Genomic DNA, 26476 nt, shown 5'->3' with positions numbered 1-26476 from the left:
TGCTCTATTTGCAAAATTAACTGACTTTTTTATATTGTTTTTCTAGCTCACTCACGCCTAATCCGCTACGTTTGGTGACTTTTATTTGAACTGGAATACGTTCTTTCATCGCTTCAATATGACTAATTACACCGATCATTTTTCCAGATGCATTTAGATTGTCTAACGCATCAAGCGCCATATCTAGCGTTTCGCTATCTAGCGTACCAAAACCTTCATCTAAGAACAGCGAATCAATACTCGTTTTGTGACTAACAAGATCAGAAAGCGCTAACGCTAACGCCAAACTGACTAAGAAACTTTCACCACCCGATAAGGTTTTGGTGTCACGAACCACATCACCCTGCCATGTATCTAACACTTGCAGTTCTAATCCATCGCTGGCTTTACGTTTAAGCTCATAGCGACCATGCAAACGCGTTAACTGCTTATTGGCTAAATAAACGAGGTTCTCTAACGTTAATCCTTGGGCAAATTTACGGAATTTATCCCCTTTTTGCGAACCAATTAATGAATGCAGATATTGAATATCATCGTATTCAGACTGATACGCTTCTATTGCTTCAAACAAGGCCTTTTGGTTGGTTTTGCGTTCATCATCTGAACGTAAGGCTTGAGCTATCTCACCTTCACGTTTCACCAAGCTTTCAGATAACGACTTCACTTGAGCCAATTCACTCTCAACGGTATCTTTTGGTATTAATTGCCACTCTGTCGCTTTTGGCATTTGATAATGCTGTTCCTTCGTGTGTTTTGCACTGTCTAATAACGCACTTGTTCGTTCAATCGCTTGTTGTATTTCTGTTTTCAGATCAAGTAACTGTTGACGTTCTTCTTCTGAAATCAAGGCTGCTTTGAACAACTCTAGTGTTTCAAATGGACTATGCAATAATGCGTCTTTCCATACGCCACTTCGCTCTGCTGTTAACTTGTCATTATTAGCATGACTTTGTTTTAAGCTCGTCACCTTACCTTCGATAACCGCGAGTTCTTGTACTAGAATTTGCAGCTTTTGTTGCTCAACCTGATAGCGTTGCTCAGAATCACCCAATTTCCCAGCCATTTCAGAACGTGCGACTTTGACTTCTTGCAGCCCAAACAACTCAACACGTTTTGCTTTTTGCTGTTCTAGATCTGAAGTCAGTAATACATTCTCCGCTTGAACTGTTTTTAATTGGTTAGTTAACTCACTCAATTGATCTAATAAATGGCCATGCTCACTCTGCAGCTTTTGTTGCTGCTGAGTAAACCTTTGTTGCTCCAAGATCTGTTGTTGAATACGCTGTAAATCTTGTTCTTTTTGCGTAAACCACGATTCTATTTCCGCCAATTTAGGGGCGTTAAACCCGGTTTGCTCAATTTCAGCAACCAATTGCTGTTTCAACTCAGCAGCATGTTGTTGCAGTTGCTCTAATTTAACCGAATCATCAAGCTGTAACTGTGCTGCTACTCGATGTGATTTACGGTCATACTCTAATCCAGCAGTGACCGTATCAAAACGATGTTGAGCTTGTTGTAATTGATTTTGCTGCGCTCGGTATTTTTCATCCGCTTGGCGTACTTGTTTAACTTGTTCATTAAGTGCCGTTAACAATGCTTCGCATTCAGCAATCGACTGATTAATCGTATCCGTATCGCCCAAATTTAATGTTAATTGAGTCGCCTCTAACAAGGTAGACCACTGCTGCTGAGTCGATTTAACAATATTTTGAAACTGCACGCACTGAGATTGGCAATGTTCTTGTTTTACCTTAAGTGAATCCAATTGCTCACGTACCGATTTGCCCTGTTCAACAATCTCTGCTCGCTTTTGTTCAGCTTCTTTTTTGCGCTGCATTGTGGCATTAAGATCAAGAGATTGAGACTGTTCTAATAATGGATGATGTGTTGAACCACACAGCGGACAATCTTGATCTTTCATTAATTCAGCACGATATTTTGCTAGCTCGCCTTCTTGCTCAATTAATGTGGTTAAATCAATTACCTGTTGCTCTAGTTGCTTAAACTGCGAACCTAGTTCAGCACGCTGCGCTTCCAGCGTCTGAATCTCTGAAGATTGCGTTTTCTGCATCATCTCTAAGGTTTGTAGCTCTTTTATTGCTCGTAAATACTCATTGTTTACATGAGTCAATTCAACACGATATTGATGACGATTAGTTAGTGCTGCGACTTGCTCTGCCAGTTGTGCTTCTGTGCCTTTTTCTTGTGATTGCTGTAATGCAAGCTCCGCAGCTTTTAACGCATCCACTTCAGTATTAACAACAACTTGAGCTTGGTGTAGTTCCGTCTCTTTTTTGGTCATATTCGCAAGTAAAGCGTCTAGTGTGGCCTTAGCTGATGTCACTTTGCTATTTAACGCACTCACTTCTTTATCTTGCTGTGAAATATAACTAACTTGACGCTTCCACTGACCTAAATAACGCTCAAGTTGCACATCGGATTGATGTTTCTCAACATAGCTTGTCAACTGAGCCAATGTTTCCGTCACATCAGATAACGTCACCGTTAAGTGTTGTTGTTTTTTATGACTCTCTTCGTAGCGTGTCGTTAGGTGGGCAATGTTCTGTTGTCTTTCCTGCGACTGCTGAGTTAATTGACTTATCCTTGTATCAAGCGGTTGCACTGAATCATTAATTAACGCCTCTAATGTTTTACTTTCCACTTTAATATCATCAAACACTTGTTTTAGCTGCGTAACATGAGACTCAAGCGTCAATTTATCACTTGTTTTTTGTTGATGAGATACCTCGGTTAAACTCAATTCTTTAACCACTTCATCAAAGCGCTCTTGTGCTTCTTGCCACAGCTGATAAGGCGCACGCAGTTTTTCAGCAGGTTCACTTTGTGCTAAACGATGTAATTGTTCGCTCGCTTGTTTTTCTTTATCCAAGGCAAATTGATGATGTTCAATCGCTTGTTGGTATTGCTGCTGGTTTTTAACCTCTGCGTTCCACCACTCAACATGCGCCTGCCATTCAACTAACTGCACTTGTTGCTGTTTTTGGTTAGCTTGTAGTTCGGTTTGCTCGTCGATTAACGCTTGTTTATCTTCTTCAGAAAGCAGCTCAACCCCTTCAGCTTTTGCCTTAAGTTCTGCCAATTTCTGTTTTGATGCGGTGTAATGCTCATGCACTTTTTCTGAGATCTGACCGTAAATCTCTGTACCGGTTAACTCTTCCAATAACCCAGCACGATCATTCGCATCCGCATTTAAAAACGCGGCAAATTGACCTTGAGAGAGCATCATGGACTTTGTAAAACGAGAGAAATCTAAACCTGTAATGGTATTAATTAGCTCATCTTTCTTTTTAACTTGCGTTGCTAATACTTTTTCAGAATCCACCTCTGCAAGCTCTACAGTCGCTGCTTGTAGATTACCATCCACTTTGCCACGTGAACGACGCTGACTCCAAAACGCACGGTACGCTTTGCCTTTCACTTCAAATTCCACTTCCGCAGAACATTCCGCCGTGCCACGAGTCATGATTTCATTACTTGATGTTGAAATACCACCAAGACGAGGGGTTTTATGATAAAGCGCTAAACAGATCGCATCTAAAATCGTCGTTTTACCTGCACCTGTTGGGCCTGTAATCGCAAACAACCCGTTTTCTGCAAAAGGAGATGCTGAGAAATCAATTTTCCACTCACCTTTTAATGAGTTTAAATTTGAAAAACTTAGACTTAAAATTCTCATGCATCACCTTCTTGTGGATCCGTATCTTTATGTTCTACTTCTGACAGAATTTGTTTAAATTTCACTGTCATTCTTTCAGCTCGTTGCTGCTCTTTTTCTGTCTCAAACGTCTCTTGCTCTATACGTTTAGTAAACACATCAAAAGGCGTTAACTCAGCTAAGGTTTCTGTTTTTTCTTGTGCTAAGGTTTGTTCACTGCGATTTCTTGCTCGACGCAATTGCAACACTTCTACATTCAAATCTTGAGTTAATGTTTGAATGCGTTGTTGTAGATCGGAAAGATAATCTTGCACTTCCACTTCAATACATAACCAAGTTGTTTCTTCACACTCTTTAAATTGGGCTAATTCTTTTTCGATGGTTTCCAAATCGCCCTTTAACGTCTTCATTTGTTGAAACATAGGCACATTAATTAGCGTAATTTGAGTGACATCTTGCTTATCAAACTCAACCATCACCACTTGTTTTTGAGATTTTAATTCATCAAAACTTAATGGGATTGGCGAACCCGAATAGCGAATATGCTCAGATTTAGCGACAAGTTGAGGGCGGTGTATATGGCCTAATGCGATGTAATCCGCCGGCGGGAAACCATCCGCAGCAAAACCATCAAGTGTACCGATATAAATATCTCGAACCGAATCCGATTGTTTTACCCCTAGCGCGGTTAAATGACCGGTTGCAATAATAGGCGCTTCCACATTTAATTCTTTTCGTAGCTCTAGCGCTTTCTGATACAGCTGGTGATAATGCTGTTTAATCGCTTCACCGAGTGCTTGTTGCTTTTCTACACCCGTTGAACCCGCCACACTAGTGACAACGTCACGCGGGCGAATAAATGGAACCGCACATAAAATAGCGCCCACGCCCCCATCATTGTCTGGAAGCGTTAATAATTGAGTGGATAAATCATCATTGGTATTGGCAATCACTCGTGCGTTCAAGTGAGCCAATAATTGTTTAGATTCATTTAATGTTGAAACTGAGTCATGGTTTCCACCAAGCACAATCAACTCACAATTTACTTTGTTCATCTCCACCACAAATTGGTTATACATTTCGCGGGCATAGCTTGGAGGCGCCCCTGTATCAAACACATCCCCTGCAATAATGACGGCATTAATGGCATTTTCTTGTACTTGCTCAAGTAACCAGGTAATGAATTGTTGATGTTCATTACGACGACTTTTTGTGAAGAAATTTTGACCTAAATGCCAATCGGAAGTATGTAAAATACGCATATATATCAACTTGTTCGCTAGATGAAGAATACTATGACTCAGTTATACCATTTGAAAGACAAACTATGTACTTTTATAAGCTTTTAAAATCAAACTATTCACTGGCAAGAGTGGACTAACCCCTTTACACTGAAGGTATATCCACTTCATATTCATCATAAAAATAAAGAGCCTCGTATTTTGTCATCACCAGAAAGCCTCACCTTTACCACCATCAATATGTTCAACTTTGTTGAGCCGCCTAATGCATTCTATGATTTTGAAAACATATTGACCCATGATGAATGGCAAAAGAAGCAAGGTTGGTTTAAAGATAAAATTACCGAAATAAACTCTGATGTGATTGGTTTTCAAGAAGTATTCAGTCCCAATGCGCTAAAAGCGTTAGTGAATGAGTTGGGGTATGCGTATTTTTGCACAGTAGATGAACCAAAATCTGAAGATGGCTATGTCTTCAATTCCCCTGTTGTTGCCTTTGCTTCACGCTATCCAATATTAAACGCTCAACCTGTAATAGCTGAACAAACACAACTTGAACGATTTGGCATTGAATTTGAATTTAATCGTATTCCCGTTCATGCCAGTATCGAACTGCCTCACTTGGGTATAACAGATTGCTATGTCGTGCATTTTAAATCTCAACGCCCAAAAGAGGCTGAAGTTAATAATGAGATAGATGAAGAGAGTCTCTCCTCCCTTAATCAACTCCATGATGAACAATTAGGATCTTGGCTTTCTACCGCTCAACGAGGGTTGGAAGCGAATATTCTACATAACCACATTATTCAGCAACGCAAAAAAACAAACCAAGCTGTTGTCGTCATGGGTGATTTTAATAAGCCCTTGTTTCACGATGAATTCAAAGGGTTACTCTCTCATGAATTGCGATTTGATAAGTTTAGCTCTGACTATTTAGCTCAATTTCAACTAAAAGACAGTTGGGATCTTTATGGAAAATTAAAAGGGATAGATTTATTGGAAGAACGAACTTATACGCATTACTACGGCGCAAAAGGCTCTGTGTTAGATTACATACTGCTTTCTAATGAATTTGATAGCTCATTTTCTGGCAATATTTTAGAAGTAGTTGACTACACGGTGACAGATAAACACATTGTAAACCCGACATTCGATATTGATCAATTCAGTACTGATCACGCTCTAGTTTCCATTACCGCTCGTATACGTCAGGCATAAAAAATGTCTAATACCCTAAATGTTTAATTAATACCAATCACATAATTTAATTCAGATTTATAAATAGCGTTCATACAATAATGAAAAAACTAATATGTGCCGTAACCTGTCCGATTTTACAGTTGGCCGAATATAGTGACTGCAATAGACTGGAAGCCACTCACTAATTTCTGTGTTGCTGTAGACAGGCGTTACAGGTTTGGGACTCAAAATTTAGCCAATTTAGCCAATGAGTCCCCTTTTTTTATTTAATTTCAGGACATATGCTTCACCTGAACTTTAATCATTATCTAATTTTGATACCTATAACCCTTTATATAATTTAGACGTTATTAGACCTAATTGTGAATATAAAAAAAGGCGCCTAATTGTAGGCGCCTTTTTAATTTCTCAGAATACGAGCTTACTCACCGCGGTAAGTACAACCTGCTGTACAGGTTTCTTTAATTTCGATTTTGCTTAACAGTGGTAAATTTGGTTTTACTTCATTCCAAATCCACTTAGCTAATACTTCACTTGTTGGGTTTTCTAACCCTTTAATGTCGTTTAGGTAGTAATGGTCAAGACGATCATAGGTTGGTTTGAATGCCGCTTTAATTTCTGCAAAATCAACAACCCAACCTGTATGTGGATCAACTTCACCCTCAACATACAAACGAACTAAAAAAGAGTGACCATGAAGGCGACCACATTTATGACCTTCTGGTACATGTGGTAAATGGTGTGCTGCTTCAAACATGAAGTCTTTATATAGTTCAGTTGTCATTAGTTAAAATCTCTATTACCTATATTATGAAGCAGGGATAGTACTCTACTTCTCTACTAAACAACAAGACTCGTGACACTTAAGTATATATAACATCACCATATTGGTGTTTTTTTCGACGAATTTAGAACGAAAATTGATTCTTATCCTGAATTTTTATCTTTATAGCGTAACAACACTTGATGCGAGCTATAAGAAAGGTAATATGTCACTCTTGAAATAAAAATATTCGTGCATGTGGCACAACAATGGAGAATGTATTTAACATGACTTACGCGCCTGTAACAGACGTATTAAGCGGTAAACTAGCGGTTGACAGTGAAGTAACTGTTCGCGGTTGGATCCGTTCGCGTCGCGATTCTAAAGCTGGTATTTCTTTCCTAGCTGTTTATGACGGTTCTTGTTTCGACCCGATTCAGGCCGTGGTTCCTAATGACTTAAATAATTACAACGACGAAGTGCTTAAACTAACAACAGGTTGTTCTGTTGAAGTGACTGGTACTATCGTTGCTTCTCCTGCTAAAGGCCAAGATTTTGAGCTTGCTGCAACTGAAGTTAAAGTTGTAGGTTGGGTTGAAGACGCAGAAACTTACCCAATGGCTAAGACTCGTCACTCAATTGAATATTTACGTGAAGTTGCACACCTTCGCCCACGTACTAACGTGATCGGTGCGGTTGCACGTGTTCGTAACTGTCTATCTCAAGCGATTCACCGTTTCTACCACGAGCAAGGCTACTTCTGGATGTCTGCTCCACTTATCACTGCATCTGATGCAGAAGGTGCTGGTGAAATGTTCCGTGTTTCTACTTTAGACCATGCGAACCTTCCTTTAGATGACAAAGGCAATGTTGATTACGACAAAGATTTCTTTGGTAAAGAAACATTCCTAACAGTATCTGGTCAACTTAATGCTGAAACTTACGCTTGTGCACTAAGCAAAGTTTACACATTCGGTCCTACTTTCCGTGCTGAAAACTCACACACAAGCCGCCACCTAGCTGAATTCTGGATGGTTGAGCCTGAAGTTGCTTTCGCTACTCTTGATGACGTAGCTAAACTAGCTGAAGACATGCTTAAGTATGTATTCGAAGCCGTTCTTGCTGAGCGTCGTGATGACCTTGAGTTCTTTGCTTCTCGCATCGACAAACAAGCAATCACTCGTCTAGAGCAATTCGTAAGCTCTGATTTCGCACAAGTAGACTACACTGACGCTATCCAAATCCTTAAAGATTCTGGTCGTGACTTTGAGTTTGATGTTGAGTGGGGCATCGATATGTCTTCTGAGCATGAGCGTTACCTTGCTGAAGAACACTTCAAAGCGCCAGTTATCGTTAAAAACTACCCGAAAGACATCAAAGCATTCTACATGCGTCAAAATGACGATGGTAAGACAGTTGCTGCAATGGATGTTCTTGCACCTGGCATTGGTGAGATCATTGGTGGTTCTCAACGTGAAGAGCGTTTAGACATTCTTGATGCACGTATGATTGAAATGGGTATCGACCCTGAACACATGAGCTGGTACCGCGATTTACGTCGTTACGGCACAGTTCCTCATGCTGGTTTCGGTCTTGGCTTTGAGCGTCTAGTATCTTACGTAACTGGTATGGGCAACGTTCGTGACGTTATCCCGTTCCCACGTACTCCACGTTCAGCTAACTTCTAATTCGTATTATCTCAATTGAGATAACCTAATTAGCAAGTAATGCATACAAAAATGGCGACCACATTGGTCGCCATTTTTTCAATAAGTATTCATTACCAAAAACGTACTCTACCCGTATCGATATGAACAAAGTTGCTACCCGGGTAATAACCTACTCCACCCGCTTTTAATGATAATGCCGCTTTTCTTACTTCAGCTAATGGAACCCCTTCTAAACGAAAATCCATTGCTTTACCAAGCATATGTAAGCTTTTTTTCGCTACACCACCGTGAGACTTCCCACGTAACATTTCATTTGTAGCTGGTGAGCGATATCCTGAAATAATTTGAACTTGTGTATCACAACCAATCACATTTTGAATCGCTGATAACTGATCAAATAGACGTTTATCCATCTCAATACTTTCGTTACGACGGAAATCTCGGCATAAATGATTTAACTTATGAAGTTCCGCACTTTGATATTGTCGTCCATTGAAATATTCTGTTTTTAATTCTTCACCTGTGTGTAAATTGCTCAAAGCTAACTTACGAGGCGTCTCTGCAAATTGTGAAGCAAAAGAGAATGAAGGAAATAAACTTAAACCAGCAGTAGCTGCGCCACCAAGAAGGATCTTACGGCGTAATGGACTAAATTCAGACATGCAGTAAAGGACTCACTTATAAATAGATCAATCAGTAACTGAGCGCAAAGATACACACCAATTATCAATTGGTCAAATAATAAACAGTTAATTTTATCTGCCTTATGAGCCCAATTTAGCTTACTTATTGAACAGTAAATGATTTTTTATCACTATCCAAACAGCTAATTTTTATCAATTTCGACTTTTACTCCATTCATCGTATTTGTATATATCATTTCTAAACTGCACTTGGTTATCTTCTCCAACCCAGGAAGTTTGATATATGGTATAAACGGATATCTGCTGATCCAACGAAACTTTACTTGTCTCTGGTAACTCATGATAATCCTTATAATCTTGAGTTGAGAAGTGAGATTCCTTCATAAGCAATTGGGCAAACTCCGAGGCCTTTTCAACCCGAATGCATCCTGAACTGTATGCTCTATGCTGCTTACTAAATAGTGAACGAGATGGCGTATCATGCAGATAAATGGCATTTCGATTAGGTGTATTAAATTTATATCGTCCCAGTGCATTGGTGTTACCTGATTTCTGCTTTAACTTATAAGGAAAAGTCTCTACATTCACCTGCTCCCAATCAATATCATCAATAGAGATAACCTCTTTACTTAGCCATGTAGGAATAATCTCGAAATTTTGTGATTGTAAAAAATCTTTATTATTTAATGCCTTTGGTAAAATATCTTCTCGCATTATTTTTGTTGGTACTTTCCATTCAGGATTAAACACAATTGCATTTAACCTAGTAGTGAAAATAGGTGTTCGCCTTTCAGGTTTACCAACAATGACTTTACTCGTAAACACCAACTCTCCTTCTTGCCAATAAGCCATCTCGTAGGACGGAATATTCACTAATACGAAATTCGAGTTCTTATTCTCCCATAAGCGCAAACGCTGAATATTTAATGCCATGATACGTACACGCTCTTTCGCTGTCATATTGAGCCAATGTAAGGTTTTAGGGCCGATTATCCCATCTTGTTTTAAACCATGCCTTTTCTGAAACTCTTTAATGATTAAAACCAAGGATGAATCATAATGATCATTACTTTGCCTTAATAACATGTCTGCTTCTTGATGATTAATTTCACCAGAAACTTGTAAACGATAAATAATGGCGTTCACATCAGTGAGTTGGTTTGGTCTGATCAAGCGCTCTTTAATGAATACACTTTCACTGTCTTCATAGGGTTGATAATAATGAAATAGACGCTGATAGAGCTCCTCATATTGATCAGAGCTAGGTCGCAAAGCATGAGTAAAACTCACTAAATCACGTTCTTCAATTGCTTTTGTTATTCCTTTGATTGTTTCAGGTTGTGGTTTAGGTAATGATGCTTCTATTCGCCCACCAAAAAACCATTTCTTCCCTTTTGCTGAAACACTAGATTGATAGGTTCTGAGATAAATTAATGTATCGGTTGCTAAAATATCGTACTCAACACCATCCATTCCTTGTAATTGATAGTAACGAGCAGTGACAGAGTCATTTAATTGGGCTAATGCCAAAAGTGCGAGTTGATTCTCAAGGTATTTTCTTGCTAAGGGAGACTTCCACTTTAAAGTATCATCGTTATAAAGGCGTTGAGTTATTTCAGGATAAAAAAGTTGTTCTTGATAATACTCTATGTAGGTATCAATCAAAGCGGCATGAATAGGCTTGCATAAAGAGGAAAAAAGCACAAAAAGAATAATTATCAATCGTCCCATATCAGCACCTATTACATGATTGGTATATATTGATCTTAGACTTCATTACGCAAATAGCAAAAAAGCCAGTTGAATAACAACTGGCTTTAAACAAACGTTTTCTTATTAAAGATTATTGAACAACTTCACCGCTATCGATAACAGTTTTACGAACAACCTTTGTAAATTCAATAAGTTCTTTACGGATTTCATCTTCATTAACCGTTAATAGTTCACGATCTTTCATCAGAATTTCACCATCCACAATTGTATGGCGAACATTCCCTGAGTTAGCAGAGTAAACTAACGCTGAATATGGGTTGTAAACTGGTAACATATTTGGTGCTTTGGTATCTACCACAATGATATCTGCTAATTTCCCAACTTCTAACGAGCCTATCTTATCTTCCATATGTAATGCTTTTGCTGCACCCATTGTCGCCATATCAATGACTTTTAGCGGTGGCATTGCTGCACGATCTTTATTCACCAGTTTATGAACTTTCGCTACTTGGTTAAACTCATCAATAATGCTTAGTGTATTACCTGACATTGGACCGTCTGTACCTAAACCAATACGCACGTCCTCGTCGTACATTTTCAGAGCTGGTGATACCCCTTTCGCAGACTTAATGTTTGCACTCATATTGTGAGCAACACCCATATCCGCTTCTTTTACTAACTCAATATCTTTGTCATCAATTAAGATCATATGAGCGCCAATCAGGTTCTTATTAAGCGCTCCAATACTGTGCATATATTCAACTGGAGACATCCCATTAGAACGCTCAGCAATTACCTCCTCTTCACGATGAGATTCTGCCAAATGAATCATAACAGGAACATCTAACTCTAATGATAACTTGGCAATTTTTTGCAATGTTTCAGTAGTATTTGTATAGGGAGCATGAGGAGCAAACGCTGGTGTAATACGAGGGTGATCTTTATATTCCTCGATAAAATTTAGAGCGTATTGAATACCCTCATCGGCATTTGCAGCATCAGCGACAGGGAATTTAATAACACTCTCACCTAAAATTGCACGCATACCAATCTTATCGACTGTTTTTGCAACTTCATCTTCAAAATAGTACATATCAGCATAAGTGGTCACCCCACCTTTTACCATTTCAACGTTACCCAAATTAGCACCAATACGGACCATATCACGTGACACTAATTTCTTTTCTAGAGGGAATATATAACGGTGTAAACGGTCAGGAACGTCATCACCTAATGATCGGAAAACCGTCATTGAAGCATGCGTATGGGTGTTAATTAAGCCTGGCAGTACAATATCGCCATCCACATCTAATGTGGTCTTCGCTGAGTATTTTTTAGCAAGTTCCTCTGTACCTACCGCTAAAATTTTATTGCCTTTAATCACAACAACACCATTTTCATAAACGTCTTTTGCAGCGTTCATTGTCAGTACTGTTGCGTCAGTGATCATTAAGTCTGCTTGTTGTGCAGAAACAGCAGAAAAAGAAAATAATGAGCTTGCTGCAACGGCTGCAGCGACTAGCGATTTTCGTAAATACATGGGTCAACTCGTTATTAATAAAATTGACAGGAATGGTATACGTTATTGTTTTTATATCAAGATCATTGTGATTAATTGATATGGCACACATCACAGTTTCCTTTAAATCTTGAATTCACTCGCAGCAAGATGTCACATTTACGTGACATACAACACATAAATGAGAGTTAATTTTACCATTCAAAAGTCCTTTTATAACGTAAAGCTATATCAAAACACTTCTTATAAGTAATTGGTTTTCTTATTTCTTATTGTTTATTTGCTCAATAAGCATACAAAACTAAACTTCTCTCTCTTAAAAATCAGACGTTATTTTTTTCTTTTAAATATATTAACAATATGTAAACATCCTGTTGAATTCTCAGTCAATAGAGAAACGTTATAGAAATCACGTATTAGTGAACACAATATCCGGAGTAAAGGAAAATTATGAAAAAGTCACTTTCCAGTAAAATTTTTATAGGTTTATTCGCAGGCCTATTAATAGGTACTGCTATTCAATATATGTTTAATGGCATTGCTTTTTTTGATTCATTTATATTAGGAGCTGCCGAAGGCGTTGGTGGGATGTTTGTCTCTCTAATTAAACTTCTTGTTGTTCCTCTTGTTTATGTTTCGATAGTTTGTGGCATCGTTGAATTAAAAGACATTGCCTCTTTTGGTCGCCTTGGTGGTAAAACTTTTGCTCTTTACCTTATTAACACCATCATTGCGATTGCTGCTGCATTAACAGTAGGTATGATATTTGCGCCAGGCGCTGACGCAAATTTAGCAGGAACGATTGCTGCAGGTACGGTTGAATTAAAAGCAACAGAAACACCTGATATCTTTTCTCTAATAACGAATATTGTACCAAGCAACCCTATTCAAGCGTTTGCAAGTGGCGATATGCTGCAAATCATCTTTATGGCAATTCTAACTGGCCTAGCTATTCAGGCACTTGACCACCGTGGCGGCCCTGCAATTAAGACCTTTAAAGTTGCGAATGAAATCATGATGAAGCTAATTAGCTTAGTAATGAGTCTTGCCCCTTATGGTGTTTTTGCGCTTATGATTCAATTAGGCGCTACTTTAGATGCAAATACACTAATGTCAGTGGCTAGTTATGTTGCTCTTGTTATCGCTATGCTTGTATTCTGGATTTTTGTTTTCTACCCAATAATGGTAGGTCTAACTACAGGTATTTCGCCAAAAACATTTTTACGTGCCGTTCGTGAACAAATTCTATTTTCGCTATCAACAGCAAGTTCAAATGCAACTATCCCTGTAACGATGCGTACTCTTACAGAGAAACTGAACGTATCTAAATCAGTAGCAGGCTTTGGTGTTCCTTTAGGTGCAACAATGAACATGTCTGGCGTATCAATCTATATCGCACTTGCTGCTATCTTTGTAGCAAATGCATTTGGACAACCGATTAATTCAGCTGACTTATTCACTCTTGGCTTTACCATCCTATTACTTTCTATTGGTGCTGGTGGTGTTCCTGGCGGTGGCGTTGTTATGGTTGGTGTTATCTTGCACCAATTAGGACTTCCACCAGAAGGATTAGCAATTGTTGCTGCCGTTGACCGTATTAACGATATGTTCTGTACTTCATCAAATGTGGTTGGTGATACCGCAGTAAATACCATTGTTGCAAAATCAGAAGGCGAAATCGCAGAAACAGAAGTTGAAGATGGGGCAACATTCGCTCAAACAATGAGAAATTAATTATAATTTAGTCACTTAAGTAACGATAATGGGAGAGCAATCACGGCTCTCCCTTTTTATTTATGAGCAAAGCAATTATAATGAATCGCCTTTTTATTTAACATTTTATATTTATGAACCCTCATTTATTTACATTTATTCTGTTACTTTCTCTTATTCCTTTCAGAACAAGTGCAGAATCTCTATCACTTTACTCAATGAATACCGGTTCTTTCTTGTATCATTTAGTGCCATACGATCCTGATTCACACCAGTACTTTGGAAATCAGTATTTTTCTATCGAACGTAAATTTAGCGAAGAATCTGATTACAGTTTAATGGTTGGTACTTTTTTAAATAGCCAAGCTAACCGCTGTATGCTTATTGGTGTACGTAAAGATTGGTATCAAGTTAACGATAAAGTCGTGATCAAAGGGATTTATTCTTATGCCGGTGAGTTTTTCTTTGATGCATTCGATGATTGTGGCGATGGCGGTATTTATAAAACATCCAAAGAAAAATTTGGTGTTGGATTTGCCCCTTACATATATCACGCCGCTCAATATAATTTAACAGACTATTTTGGCGTTGAAGCGGGGTTCATCTTACCCGGAATTATCGTGATGAGTATGCAATGGAGCTTTTAACTCTACAAAAAAACCACTGATTATTCAGTGGTTTTTTTATTCATTCTCTATTAAATAGAGAGCTTATACGAATTACTTAGCTTCTTCTGTTGATTCGCCACGTAAGTTTTGTTGTACAGCTTGTAAGAAGTTACGTAATACTTGATCTTTACACACACGGTAATGTTTATGATCTGGTTTACGGAAGAAAGCACTTAACTCATGCTTGCTTAAACGGAAGTTAACTAATTTTAGAAGATCTAAAACCTCATCAGCTTTAAGGTTCAAAGCAATTTGTAGTTTCTTCAGAATAATATTGTTTGTTAACTTTTCTTCAGGCTTTGGTTGTTCGCCTTCACGCTTACCACGTTTATCGTTAATTAAACCATTTAAGAACGTTGCTAATTGTACATCTTGACAGCTTTTGTAATCTTTATCGTCATCAGCTTTCAACCAGTTACATACTTCTTCACGAGTTACTTTCAGATCAGCTGCAGCAAACAATGCAATCATTTTTGAATCGTTGAAATCGAATGTGTAGCGAATGCGTCGTAGAATGTCGTTATTAGTCAAGGTAGATCCTAAATGTATTAATTTAAATTAGGTGCAGACTATAACTTGTAATCATCTTTGGTAAAAGATTTATGTGATCTATACATATAAAAAAACCCGAGAAAGCCTCGGGTTTTTATCTTTAAATTAAAGATTACATTTGACGAAGAGCGTCAATACGTTTCTCTAGAGGTGGGTGGCTCATCAACAATTCGGTTAACGATTTTTTACCGTTAATACCAAATGCCATCATAGAACCTTCTAGCTGAGACTCCTGCCCCATACGTAAGCGTTCAAGAGCTGCAATCATTTTTTGTTTACCAACTAACTGAGCAGCACCCGCATCCGCATGGAATTCACGGTGACGGCTAAACCACATCGTTAGGAAGCTTGCTAAGAAGCCAAACGCTAATTCAAGTACAGTAGACACAATGAAGTACGTCATGAAGCTTCCGCCTTCACCTTCGCCCTCTTCATCGCTTGATGTAAAGCCACTTACCGCATTAGCAATCATACGAGATAAGAAAATAACAAAGGTATTCACAACACCTTGCATTAACGTCATCGTGATCATATCACCATTCGCAATATGGCTAACTTCGTGCGCTAATACCGCTTCAGCTTCATCGCGAGTCATGCTGTGCAATAAACCTGTAGAAACAGCCACCAATGAATCATCACGCTTTGCGCCAGTAGCAAATGCGTTCATGTCTGGTGAATCGTAAATAGCAACCGTTGGCATACCAATACCAACCTGTTGAGCTTGACGAGAAACCGTTTCTAATAACCAATGCTCTGTTTCATTGCGAGGCTGTTCAATTACCTCGCCGCCCACAGAACGTAGTGCCATTGATTTCGACATCATTAAAGAAATTAATGAACCACCAAAACCAAACAATACTGCCATTACCAATAAGCCAGATAAACTACCTTGTTGGATCCCCGTAACCGCGTAAACGATATTCAGAACAATACTGAATACAATCATTACCGCTAAGTTTGTTGCTAAAAACAGCGCTATACGCTTCATTTCTTTACTCCAATAATTAATTCAACCTGCTCATTTTTTGTATATCGTCTTGTTGAGCAGACCCCTGATTATCGTTTCTAGCACGATAAATCAGGCATAACGATAAGATAATGTCATTTTCTATAAATACAAGGGTTTGACGCACTTTGATACACTTTCTTTGTGCTTATTTACCTTTACTCATGACTTTTTCCTTCGACAAATAAAAATCATCAATCAAGAGCCTTAGACTTTGGTCGTATTGTCATCACCTGCAATTGGCTTTACTTTAGTGACTAATTCAATGATAGACGAAAAAATCAAGGACATGACATGGCTGAGCAAGAAACTCATTTGATGGCAATTGATATGCTTTGTTGCCACCTAGGAATATCAAAAGAAGAAGCAAAAGAACAATTAGGTATTTCCTCTTCTAATGATTTACAGCAACAAATTATGGAAACACAAGAAGCATTAATGTCTTTAGACAAGTAAGCAATTTCTTACAGACACAAAAAAGGCAGCTCTTTTATGAGCTGCCTTTTTCATGGAAACTTAAAACTTATGCAGTTACTGTTTCTGCTTTAGCTTTTACTTCACCAACAGGTAATACAGTACGACCGTACTCACCGTTAATTACTTGAGCCATAGAGAAGTACATTGCACTTAGGCCACAGAAAAGACCAACGTAACCAGCTAAGTGGCCAATTACTACACTACCTGTAAAATCACGAGCTGCAAGTAATGCAAATAGAATTGTTAGGCTTGCAAATACAACTTGTTTTGCGCGTGGGTAGTTAAATGTACCTAAGAACAAGAAGAATGTTAGTACACCCCACATAGATAGGTACCAACCCATGAATGTAGCTGAAGTAGCTTGACCTAGACCCATTTCAGGCATAAGGATAAGTGCAACTAAAGATAACCAGAAGAAACCGTACGAAGTAAATGCAGTCGTACCGAATGTGTTACCTTTTTTGTATTCCATGATGCCAGCAATTACTTGCGCAGTACCACCATAGAAGATACCCATAGCTAAAATAGCTGTGTTTAATGGGAAGAAACCAGCGTTGTGCAGGTTAAGTAGTACAGTTGTCATACCAAAAGCCATTAGGCCTAATGGTGCAGGGTTTGCAAGTTTGTTTGACATGCCGAAGCCTCAAAAAAAAGTGTAAAAATTAAAAAGGTGTTTAGGTTTAGGCGCGCAGTTTATTTCCGGGTGATGAAGATCACAACCATCATTTATGAAATCTTACATTGCATTTATATAAGTCTCATAAATAAGTCGTTTTACACAAACCATTAACAAGATTAACTTATATAACTTGCTTACTTAGACTCACCATTAATTTACGATTACACTATAGTCTCAGTCATTATTTTAATAGGTAAACCAATGGAATTGGTGTTTTCGTTATTACAACAATTAAGTGTCTATCTGGTTCTTGCTTACCTATTGAGTAAAACCCCTCTCTTCTTACCAATTACAACGATTTCTGCTCGTTGGAGTCACCGTTTTCTTTGTTACATCATCTTTTCTGGCTTCTGTATTTTAGGAACCTATTTCGGGCTCGCTATTCAAGATGCCATTGCAAATACACGAGCTATTGGTGCAGTAATGGGTGGCGTTTTAGGAGGACCATTTGTTGGATTCTTTGTTGGTTTAACCGGAGGGCTACACCGTTATTCCATGGGTGGCTTTACCGATCTTGCCTGTGCAATATCAACCACAGCTGAAGGCTTACTTGGTGGTTTATTTCATCTTTATTTTGTTAGAAAAAATCAGATTGAACAATTATTTAGACCTCGAACTGTATTAATGATTGCCTTCATTGCTGAATTACTTCAAATGACAATTATTTTGGCAGTAGCAAAACCTTTTGACCAAGCTTATGCACTTGTCTCATCGATTGTATTACCAATGGTAGTCGCTAACTCTATTGGCGCAGCTATGTTTATGAGTATCATTCAAGATAGAAAAGCTATTTACGAAAAATACTCCGCCGCCTTCTCAAATAAAGCGCTCAATATTGCCCAACGTTCGGTTGGGATTTTAAGCCAAGGCTTCAACCAAGAAAACAGCAAACAAATAGCGAAAATCATCTATGAAGAAACTGGTGTTGGTGCGGTTTCAATTACTGATAGAGAGAAAATTTTAGCCTTTATCGGTATTGGTGATGACCACCACTTACCCGATACACCAATCGCTTCTGACTACACAAAAAAAGCGATTAAACGTAGCAAAGTTATGTACATTGACGGTGATGAACACCCTTACCAATGTTCTATTTGTGAAAAATGTAAACTAGGATCGGCACTTGTTATTCCACTTATCGGCGCAAATAATGAGGTAATTGGCACCATTAAGCTGTATGAACCAAAACGGAAACTATTTTCTTATATCAATCTAACATTAGGCGAAGGTATCGCTAAATTACTCTCAAACCAGATCTTAACGGGACGTTATTTACAACAACAATCTTTACTTACTCAAGCGGAACTTCGTGTACTTCAAGCCCAAGTAAACCCACATTTTTATTTAATGCACTAAATACTATTAGCGCAGTGATCCGTCGTGATCCAACTCGCGCAAGAGAACTGATTCAGCATTTATCGCAATTTTTCCGCATGAACTTGAAACAGAACATTGAACAAGTCACCTTAAGAGAAGAACTGCATCATGTACAATCTTATTTAGAAATTGAGTTAGCTCGTTTCGCCGATCGTTTAACCGTACATATGGATATTGATGAAAGTCTATACGGTTTGAAATTGCCTACATTTACCTTGCAACCTCTTGTCGAAAACGCCATTAAACATGGAACATCTAACTTATTTGAAGCGGGTGAAATAACAATAAAAGCCTACCCTTCACATCATCAAATTATTTTAGAAGTCATCGACAATGCAGGGTTATATACTGAACAAAACTCAAATAATGGTTTAGGTACCACCATTGTCGACAAACGTTTAAAGAACCAGTTTGGTGATAATTTTGGCTTAACCATGAGCTGTATTAGTAATCAACAAACAAAAGCAACGATTCACCTACCAATAGAGAATAAAAACCATGCTTAAAGCCATCGTAATAGATGATGAACTCTTTGCTAGAGAAGAATTAATAGAACAATTAAACGAAATTGGGCATATTGATATTATTGCTGAATGTGGAAATGCCATTGATGGCTTAAAGCAAATTAATATATTAAAGCCAGATGTCGTATTCTTAGATATCCAAATGCGAGAATTACTGGAATGGAATTGATCAGCATGCTTGATCCTGAAACCATGCCGAACATTGTGTTTGTCACCGCTTACGATGAATTTGCAGTTAAAGCGTTTGAAGACAATGCGTTTGATTATCTATTAAAACCAATAGAACCAGCACGATTACAAAAAACCATTAAGCGTTTAATTCAAGCAGACAAGAAACAAGATTTAACTCCGCTTAGCCAACCAGATATCGATCTCATCCCTTGTTCTGGTCATAACCGTATTCTACTTCTTCCATCTAATGAAATCGAAGTGGCAAGCATTCAAGCCTCTGGTGTTGAATTATTGTCTAAAACTGAAAAAGCCTGCACGCAACTTACTTTAAAAGTACTTGAAGAAAAGACCCCTTTAATTCGCTGCCATCGCCAATTTTTAATCAATCCACATTTTATTCGTGAGATTAAATTGCATGAAAATGGAACCAGCGAAATTGTCACTCAAAATGGCCATATCGCTCAAGTTAGTCGCCGTTATCTTAAAGAAATAAAAGAGCGTTTAGGTATCCATCATTGACGTGTGAATATCATCAAAACCACTTAATCTGATATAAAACCACTCACTAGCAAAACACAACCACTCACCTTTTTTGGGCGTGAACTCTTTACGCCCAACAGTATTATACGCAGCATCTAATTATAAAATTTACTTAGCTAACTCTTACAAGGAATAGATTATGCTTTGGTTTTTAACTTGTGTTGCAGCACTTATCGGTGGTTACTTTCTGTATGGTGCTTTTATAGAAAAAGTGTTCGGTATTAAAGTAGACCGTCAAACTCCCGCTCATACAAAAACAGACGGTGTTGATTACGTTCCAATGTCGACACCAAAAGTATACTTAGTTCAACTTCTTAATATTGCAGGTGTCGGCCCAATTTTTGGCCCAATCATGGGTGCCCTTTACGGCCCTGCAGCTATGTTATGGATTGTGCTAGGTTGTGTTTTCGCAGGTGCAGTTCACGATTACTTCTCAGGTATGCTATCTGTTCGTAATGGTGGCGCTTCTGTACCAAGTATTACTGGTAAATACTTAGGTAATGGCGCAAAACACTTTATGAATGTATTCGCGATTGTACTGCTGCTTCTTGTTGGTGTGGTATTCGTATCAGCTCCTGCAAGCATGTTAACTAACCTAATGAATGACCAATTTAATTTAGGCATTACCATGACCGCAATGGTAGTTATCATTTTCGCCTACTACATTATTGCGACAATTGTTCCTGTCGATAAAATCATTGGTCGTTTCTACCCACTCTTTGGTGGCCTACTCATCTTCATGTCTGTTGGTCTTATTTCAGCGATTGCGATTTCTAGTGACCATTCAGTATTAGGTGGTTACGAACCAAGTCAAATGTTCACCAACATGAACCCTAATGATTTGCCATTATGGCCTGCGCTATTCATTACCATTGCTTGTGGTGCTATCTCTGGCTTCCACGCGACACAATCGCCATTAATGGCTCGTTGTATGGAAAATGAAAAGAACGGTCGTTTCGTATTCTACGGTGCGATGATCGGTGAAGGTATTATCGCTCTTATCTGGTGTGCTATCGCTCTATCATTCTTTGATGGTATGGAAGCACTTCAAGCAGCGGTTGCTAACGGTGGCCCAGGTAATGTGGTATACAGCTCTGCATTTGGTCTATTAGGTACATTCGGTGGCATCATTGCTTTCTTAGGTGTGGTAATTCTACCAATCACTTCTGGTGACACAGCATTCCGTTCAAGCCGTCTAATCCTTGCTGAATACTTCAACATGGAACAAAAAACATTACGTAACCGTCTATTAATGGCACTACCACTGTTTGTTATCGGTGGCATTCTAACTCAAGTAGATTTCGGTATTATCTGGCGCTACTTCGGTTTTGCTAACCAAACGACTGCGGTAATGATGCTTTGGACAGCAACTGCTTATCTAGTTCGTCATAACAAACTACACTGGATCACAACCGTTCCTGCAGTATTTATGACAAGTGTTTGTATTACTTTCATTCTAAACAACAGTCAGCTAGGTTTTGGTTTACCAATGACGCTATCAACGATTACAGGTGTAGTATCAGCGGTAGCAATTGCAGCTCTTGTAATTATTAAATCAAGAAACAGTGGCGAAGTTGATTCTGAAGAAGAAAGCCTTCAATCTTAATAATCAAGTTAAATAAAAAATCCCCATTAATCATTATTAATGGGGATTTTTGTATATTAGTACTTACCCTTCTCACTTCTTAAGCGTTCAACATCTGCTAAAAACAATGAGTAAACAGGGTTGACGGTTTATTGTGGGTTAAGACCTAATTTTTGTAATACTAATTTGAAGTTATCTTGACGCTCTTTAATGTTATGAACATCACCAGTTGAACACGTCGTATCAGGACAACCACGGTTTACAATACCAGAAACATCATCTATAAATTGAGTCCCTTGCAAGCCGCTATCTACGTACTTTTTCAGCTCGTTATAGTAGTTCCAATCAGCATATTGACCGCCTACATCATTATAAGCTTGTACTGATGTTACCCAGTAGAACAGACCTGCGATCCACTTAATTTCTTTACTCTCTTCAGAGCTACAGATCAAACCTGGGTTTGAACAAAAATCAAGTTCTGCGTAAAGTGGATTTGCTGGTGGCGCTTCTACCGTTACACCATCAATTGTTGTACCAATGGTGTCTGGATCAACGTGTGAACGTCCTAAGTAGTGGTTAAGTGTACCGAAGTTTTGACGGCCCGTTGTTTGGATAACTCCACGCCCCACCAACCACAGCCTTCAACACTTTCTTGGCTGCTACCATCCCAAATAAACGTACCTGCTTTTTGGCCAACGTAGATTTTACATTCATCACGTTCCCATACTTGTTTCGACGTATCTACTTTTTCAGGGACTTCATTACAGTGACCGTTATTTGTCCAACGACCTGCATGGCCATTTACCAATAAACCTCGCTCTTCAAGTACCGCATCTGGAGCAGCGAAAACAGGCGCAGGTGCTCCATACCATTTAGCATGAGTTAAAGCACTTACTTCCATCTTATTATCACGAGGACATGAATACGCATAATCTAACCCAGAAACAGGGTTCACACCGTAATCCGCATACTTCTGACCAAGTTGACCACAACTCGCTGTCATCGGGTAATCAGTTGGTGCACCATATTTAATTTCAGACCAGTTATTTTCATCACACGCATTGTAGCGAATTGTTTCTTGCATACTTTGTGCTAAGAAAGCGGCTATCGCTACTTTCGCGTATTTGATGTTTGTTTCATCATCAACGTCATCGTTCATTAACCAGAACTTATTGCCTGCAACACCAATGTTGTGCATTGCATTTAAGCCATCTAAGAAGTCATTCCACTTGTATACTGTTGATGGGATCCACTGCGATTGCGGTGTTTCATACAAAAATGCTTCATTGTCCATTGCATTTTCAGCAGCAGCTAATTGTTGATTTAAAGCTTCAATACGAGTTAATGACCCTTTCTCTAGCTCTTCGCCTACATAGTACAATGGAATTTTCGCATTCTGATAGCGCTCAATCTTAGCTGTTAGCTCTTGGCTATCTTGATCAAATGTTAGTGCAAATACGTTACTGAATGCCGCTTTACGTAACTGAGGTTTACTAACCGAGTTCCCCATAAAATAATCTGCGGCTTGGTTTGTTGGCATGTTAGCCAACATCGCAGGAGCCTTAATATAATCAGACACTTGTTTTACATATTCTAAAGCATTGTGCCATTGGTCACTTGTTAGAGCCGTTGTTGTACTTGATTTAGTAAACACGACAAAGTCAGCTTTATTGATTGCATCTACTTTGTATAGCTCTAATGTCGCTAGTAGATCAGCGCTGAATACTGACGCGTTATCCCACACGGATTGACGGCCAGAATGCGTATCGTATGCAAAATCACCAATACTCACTGACCAACCAAAATTTGCATTAGGAGCAAGAGTGCTAAGGATTAAGTTGTGCGCTTGAGCCCACCCTTTTAAATCATCAGATAATGCGTTGATAGCTGTAATATCAATATTGCTGTTTGTCATATTGATAGCATTAGTCAATGCTTGTTTAACAGCGACAGTACCTAGAGACTCACCTTTATCTTGAGTTGCAAGATCCAACACATCCGAACTGATAATAAGTGATGCAGCACCTGCATTCTCAGCTTGTTCAATAACAGATACAAATGCACTTGTTAACTGATCAACATCAGCTAGCGAATCACTATTGCTTGCCTGAATGGTTATAGTCGCAGGTGCTAATGTAGATGGGCTCGCCACCACGAAGGTATTTGGCCAGCCCGCAACTTCTAAACGAATAGGATCAAGAGGGTTTTGTAGCGAAAGAACAGGTGCAGTGCCAGGCTCTGAACCATCACAATTTAAATGAAGAGCCCATGAACTATCACTTCCTGGGATGCTTTGTGTCCAATAAACTGCCGAATAAGCGATATTTTCATGCACCATAATGTCACCATTTGTCGCATGATCTCCGCGAGTCCAATCAGGATAAACATTGAAACTCTCACATAGCCCACCAGAAGTAACAGGAGCAACATTGGTTGTTTGAATTACATCTGATGCATACACATAGCCACTAAGCATTGAACTCAATATTGCCAGAGTTATTTTATTTATTTTTTTCATAATTATTATTTCTTTCCATGTTTATATATTTCAACAAATCAAGTATCTGATTCTCTCGATTATTGACCATTGCACTCCGTGCAATTTTCTTCGAATCATTACTTACGTATGTAACACGGTAAATTAGCCCTAACAATATCTCTGTGATTTATTAAATTAAATATGATTGATGCATCAAAGGAAATAGAAGTAATAAAAGTATGAGTGATTTATAAATGTGAAATGACTCTAAAGATGAATTACAGCCATTTTTTGTTCTAAAATAACTATATATCCCAAAATATAAATACATATACAGTTAATTTGAGAAAATATTCACTTTTTCTTTAGATATAAAAAAAGGCTGAACGATTTCGCGTTCAACCTTTCGTTTAGTGCTATTAAATCACTTATTTTTTCGCAGCAATCGCCGCATAGTCACTTAATAATTTAGATAATACAGGTAACCAATTTAACGCATCGGTTGGTGGCTTAGCTAAGATTTTCTCAACCAGTTCACAATGCTGCTCTAAAGATACCGCTTCTTCTAAATTAAATAGCATTGCATAAGTGTGCCATAAGATAAGGCGCATCATTCGTAAGCTATTTTGTTGTGCATTTTCAGATTCAGAAAAAGCGTGCGTCACTTCACCAAGCGCTACAGCAGAAAGACGTAGCATCGCATCTAATTGCGCTGTTTGCATGCGATCTTGATCAGTCGTTTCTTCTTGATCAAACGTAAAGATCTCTTGCATCGTCTCTTCTGGAACCATGCGACTAACAACACGGTGGCTAAATTCTTCTAGCTCATGACGTGGCATAGTTACCAAACAAGAAAAAGTATAATCACGTTGCATAATTCAGCCCTACTTCTTCAATTTAGTAATGCGTGCTTTATTTTGAATCACATTCTTCAAACGCATACGACGTTCAGCTGAAGATTGATCTTCATTTGGATTGTTTGTACGACCTTTACGATTTTTAAATGCCGATTTCGTGTTTACTTTATCAATATAAGCATCACGGTTCTTAGGCTCATAACCCGGTTGTTCAACACGGCGAATACGCTGTTGAATCAATGTTTCAACTTGAACCACAGTTAGCTCTTCTTCACGGCTAACAAATGAAACTGCATGACCTTTTTTACCAGCACGGCCTGTACGGCCAATACGGTGAACATAATCTTCTGCTAAGAAAGGCATGTCATAGTTAATCACGTGAGGTAAATCAGCAATATCAAGACCACGAGCTGCAACATCCGTAGCAACCATTACACGTGCTTTGCCTTCTTTAAACTCTTCTAATGCACGACGACGAGCACTCTGTGCTTTATCACCATGACAAAGAACCGCTTTAATGCCGTCCAGTTTTAATTCTTTTACGATCTCATTTGCTGTTTCTTTGTAGTTCACAAACACCAGCACTTGTTGCCAATTTTTACGACCAATCAGCTCAGAAAGAAGCTCTGTTTTACGCTCTTCATCTACTGGGTAAACAACGTGTGCAATGGTTGATGCTGTTGTGTTTTCAGGATCAACTGAGATACGTTTTGGTTTACGTAAGATATCACTCGCTAGCTTGTTCATTTGAGCAGAAGACGTTGCCGAGAACAGCATGATTTGTGGAGACGTATTTACTTCCATCATGATATTACGGATCGCATTAACAAAGCCCATATCTAACATACGGTCTGCTTCATCAAAGACCAAAAATTCAAGTTAGCGATAGACACGTTTTCTTCTTCGATGTGTTCTTGAAGACGACCCGGAGTTGCCACCAAAATATCAACACCCGGCTCTAGAGCGCGCTCTTGAGATGACATTTTTTACCACCAAACACAGAAGTTACTGTCAATGATGTGTATTTAATGTAATCAGCAATATTTACTGCGATTTGCTCTGCTAACTCACGAGTTGGAGCAAGGATCAACGCTCGTGCAGTACGACGAGTTGCTGATTTCTTAGAATCTAATAATTGTTGAATAACTGGTAATGCAAACGCAGCAGTTTTACCTGTACCCGTTTGAGCATTCGCCAGAATATCATGACCTTTACGTGCTAAAGGAATAGCCTTTTGTTGAATTGGGGTCAGTTTTTGATAACCACATTCAGTTAATGCTTTTACGATTTCAGGTGCAAAACCTTGAGATGAAAATGACATAAAGTGGATTCCTTAAGCAAACAGTCTATGTATTCATTATTAATTTAGCCGCGCATTATAGATGATTTACGGTGAGTTAGCGCACATTTTTTCATATTTAG

At 38.6% G+C, this 26476-nt stretch carries 16 protein-coding genes and 4 pseudogenes; 8 read left to right on the top strand and 12 right to left on the bottom strand.

The window, feature by feature from the left end; genetic code table 11:
- Positions 1-16: 16 nt before the first annotated feature.
- Positions 17-3697: an AAA family ATPase gene (locus AAFX60_006230; protein ID XDF78715.1), complete on the bottom strand. Its 3681-nt coding sequence runs from the start codon at positions 3695-3697 to the stop codon at positions 17-19.
- Complete coding sequence (sbcD, locus tag AAFX60_006225; GenBank protein XDF78714.1) at positions 3694-4938, bottom strand: exonuclease subunit SbcD; 1245 nt, start codon at positions 4936-4938, stop codon at positions 3694-3696. Before sbcD ends, AAFX60_006230 begins: the two co-directional genes overlap by 4 nt.
- Before the next feature lie 180 nt (positions 4939-5118).
- Between sbcD and AAFX60_006220 the strand changes: the two genes are divergently transcribed.
- Complete coding sequence (locus AAFX60_006220) at positions 5119-6135, top strand: endonuclease/exonuclease/phosphatase family protein (GenBank protein XDF78713.1); 1017 nt, start codon at positions 5119-5121, stop codon at positions 6133-6135.
- Between the two features lie 403 nt (positions 6136-6538).
- Here the strand turns inward: AAFX60_006220 and queD are convergent, their stop codons facing one another.
- Entirely contained in the window at positions 6539-6901 is a 363-nt protein-coding gene (gene queD, locus AAFX60_006215; GenBank protein ID XDF78712.1) for a 6-carboxytetrahydropterin synthase QueD, read from the bottom strand.
- Positions 6902-7167: 266 nt separating this feature from the next.
- On the opposite strand from queD, the gene asnS reads away from it, so the two are divergent.
- Entirely contained in the window at positions 7168-8568 is a 1401-nt protein-coding gene (asnS, locus tag AAFX60_006210) for an asparagine--tRNA ligase (protein ID XDF78898.1), read from the top strand.
- A 92-nt stretch (positions 8569-8660) separates the two neighbouring features.
- Here asnS and AAFX60_006205 read toward each other — a convergent pair whose 3' ends face one another.
- From AAFX60_006205 to AAFX60_006195, 3 genes are all read right to left on the bottom strand, one after another.
- Positions 8661-9212 carry a YcbK family protein gene (locus AAFX60_006205; protein ID XDF78711.1) on the bottom strand — a complete coding sequence of 184 codons (552 nt, stop codon included), beginning with the start codon at positions 9210-9212 and terminating at the stop codon, positions 8661-8663.
- A gap of 174 nt (positions 9213-9386) precedes the next feature.
- Entirely contained in the window at positions 9387-10925 is a 1539-nt protein-coding gene (locus tag AAFX60_006200; protein ID XDF78710.1) for a L,D-transpeptidase family protein, read from the bottom strand.
- 112 nt (positions 10926-11037) lie between these two features.
- The gene (locus tag AAFX60_006195) at positions 11038-12447 is read right to left on the bottom strand and encodes an amidohydrolase (protein XDF78709.1); all 1410 of its coding nucleotides are present in this window, start codon (positions 12445-12447) and stop codon (positions 11038-11040) included.
- Between the two features lie 429 nt (positions 12448-12876).
- Here AAFX60_006195 and AAFX60_006190 point away from each other — a divergent pair, with 429 nt between their 5' ends.
- Together AAFX60_006190 and AAFX60_006185 are read left to right on the top strand one after the other, a co-directional pair.
- Complete coding sequence (locus AAFX60_006190; GenBank protein XDF78708.1) at positions 12877-14160, top strand: dicarboxylate/amino acid:cation symporter; 1284 nt, start codon at positions 12877-12879, stop codon at positions 14158-14160.
- A 113-nt stretch (positions 14161-14273) separates the two neighbouring features.
- Entirely contained in the window at positions 14274-14786 is a 513-nt protein-coding gene (locus AAFX60_006185; protein XDF78707.1) for a hypothetical protein, read from the top strand.
- A 72-nt stretch (positions 14787-14858) separates the two neighbouring features.
- Here AAFX60_006185 and AAFX60_006180 read toward each other — a convergent pair whose 3' ends face one another.
- A complete protein-coding gene (locus AAFX60_006180; GenBank protein XDF78706.1) occupies positions 14859-15338 on the bottom strand; it encodes a DUF1456 family protein in 480 nt (159 codons plus the stop codon).
- A gap of 133 nt (positions 15339-15471) precedes the next feature.
- Positions 15472-16347 carry a protease HtpX gene (gene htpX / locus AAFX60_006175; GenBank protein XDF78705.1) on the bottom strand — a complete coding sequence of 292 codons (876 nt, stop codon included), beginning with the start codon at positions 16345-16347 and terminating at the stop codon, positions 15472-15474.
- A 312-nt stretch (positions 16348-16659) separates the two neighbouring features.
- Between htpX and AAFX60_006170 the strand changes: the two genes are divergently transcribed.
- Entirely contained in the window at positions 16660-16821 is a 162-nt protein-coding gene (locus AAFX60_006170) for a heat-shock protein HtpX (GenBank protein XDF78704.1), read from the top strand.
- A gap of 67 nt (positions 16822-16888) precedes the next feature.
- Here AAFX60_006170 and AAFX60_006165 read toward each other — a convergent pair whose 3' ends face one another.
- Positions 16889-17476 carry an acetate uptake transporter gene (locus AAFX60_006165; protein XDF78703.1) on the bottom strand — a complete coding sequence of 196 codons (588 nt, stop codon included), beginning with the start codon at positions 17474-17476 and terminating at the stop codon, positions 16889-16891.
- Positions 17477-17722: 246 nt separating this feature from the next.
- On the opposite strand from AAFX60_006165, the pseudogene AAFX60_006160 reads away from it, so the two are divergent.
- The 3 genes and pseudogenes from AAFX60_006160 (at position 17723) to AAFX60_006150 (ending at position 21739) form a co-directional block, all read left to right on the top strand.
- Positions 17723-19404: pseudogene (locus AAFX60_006160) on the top strand (sensor histidine kinase).
- A pseudogene (gene btsR, locus AAFX60_006155) lies at positions 19397-20112 on the top strand (two-component system response regulator BtsR). Before AAFX60_006160 ends, btsR begins: the two co-directional pseudogenes overlap by 8 nt.
- Positions 20113-20272: 160 nt before the next feature.
- Positions 20273-21739, top strand: a complete 1467-nt coding sequence (locus AAFX60_006150) for a carbon starvation protein A (protein XDF78702.1) — start codon at positions 20273-20275, stop codon at positions 21737-21739.
- 128 nt (positions 21740-21867) lie between these two features.
- Here the strand turns inward: AAFX60_006150 and AAFX60_006145 are convergent.
- The 3 genes and pseudogenes from AAFX60_006145 to AAFX60_006135 all read right to left on the bottom strand — a co-directional run bounded on the left by AAFX60_006145 (position 21868) and on the right by AAFX60_006135 (position 26375).
- Positions 21868-24236: pseudogene (locus AAFX60_006145) on the bottom strand (cellulose-binding domain-containing protein).
- Positions 24237-24625: 389 nt separating this feature from the next.
- A complete protein-coding gene (locus tag AAFX60_006140) occupies positions 24626-25072 on the bottom strand; it encodes an exoribonuclease R (protein XDF78701.1) in 447 nt (148 codons plus the stop codon).
- A 9-nt stretch (positions 25073-25081) separates the two neighbouring features.
- Positions 25082-26375, bottom strand: a pseudogene (locus AAFX60_006135) (DEAD/DEAH box helicase).
- Positions 26376-26476: the final 101 nt, after the last annotated feature.

The sequence above is a fragment of the Aliivibrio fischeri genome, from assembly GCA_038993745.2.
Lineage (GTDB): Bacteria > Pseudomonadota > Gammaproteobacteria > Enterobacterales > Vibrionaceae > Aliivibrio > Aliivibrio fischeri_B.
Note: the sequence above shows the minus strand (reverse complement) of the source record. Positions and strands in the feature narration are given on the sequence as shown.

Coding starts and splice junctions, on each gene's coding strand:
- AAFX60_006230 (XDF78715.1), bottom strand. CDS start 3,697: ATGAGAATTTTAAGTCTAAGTTTTTCAAATTTAAACTCATTAAAAGGT.
- sbcD (XDF78714.1), bottom strand. CDS start 4,938: ATGCGTATTTTACATACTTCCGATTGGCATTTAGGTCAAAATTTCTTC.
- queD (XDF78712.1), bottom strand. CDS start 6,901: ATGACAACTGAACTATATAAAGACTTCATGTTTGAAGCAGCACACCAT.
- asnS (XDF78898.1), top strand. CDS start 7,168: ATGACTTACGCGCCTGTAACAGACGTATTAAGCGGTAAACTAGCGGTT.
- AAFX60_006205 (XDF78711.1), bottom strand. CDS start 9,212: ATGTCTGAATTTAGTCCATTACGCCGTAAGATCCTTCTTGGTGGCGCA.
- AAFX60_006200 (XDF78710.1), bottom strand. CDS start 10,925: ATGGGACGATTGATAATTATTCTTTTTGTGCTTTTTTCCTCTTTATGC.
- AAFX60_006195 (XDF78709.1), bottom strand. CDS start 12,447: ATGTATTTACGAAAATCGCTAGTCGCTGCAGCCGTTGCAGCAAGCTCA.
- AAFX60_006190 (XDF78708.1), top strand. CDS start 12,877: ATGAAAAAGTCACTTTCCAGTAAAATTTTTATAGGTTTATTCGCAGGC.
- AAFX60_006185 (XDF78707.1), top strand. CDS start 14,274: ATGAACCCTCATTTATTTACATTTATTCTGTTACTTTCTCTTATTCCT.
- htpX (XDF78705.1), bottom strand. CDS start 16,347: ATGAAGCGTATAGCGCTGTTTTTAGCAACAAACTTAGCGGTAATGATT.
- AAFX60_006170 (XDF78704.1), top strand. CDS start 16,660: ATGGCTGAGCAAGAAACTCATTTGATGGCAATTGATATGCTTTGTTGC.
- AAFX60_006165 (XDF78703.1), bottom strand. CDS start 17,476: ATGTCAAACAAACTTGCAAACCCTGCACCATTAGGCCTAATGGCTTTT.
- AAFX60_006150 (XDF78702.1), top strand. CDS start 20,273: ATGCTTTGGTTTTTAACTTGTGTTGCAGCACTTATCGGTGGTTACTTT.
- AAFX60_006140 (XDF78701.1), bottom strand. CDS start 25,072: ATGCAACGTGATTATACTTTTTCTTGTTTGGTAACTATGCCACGTCAT.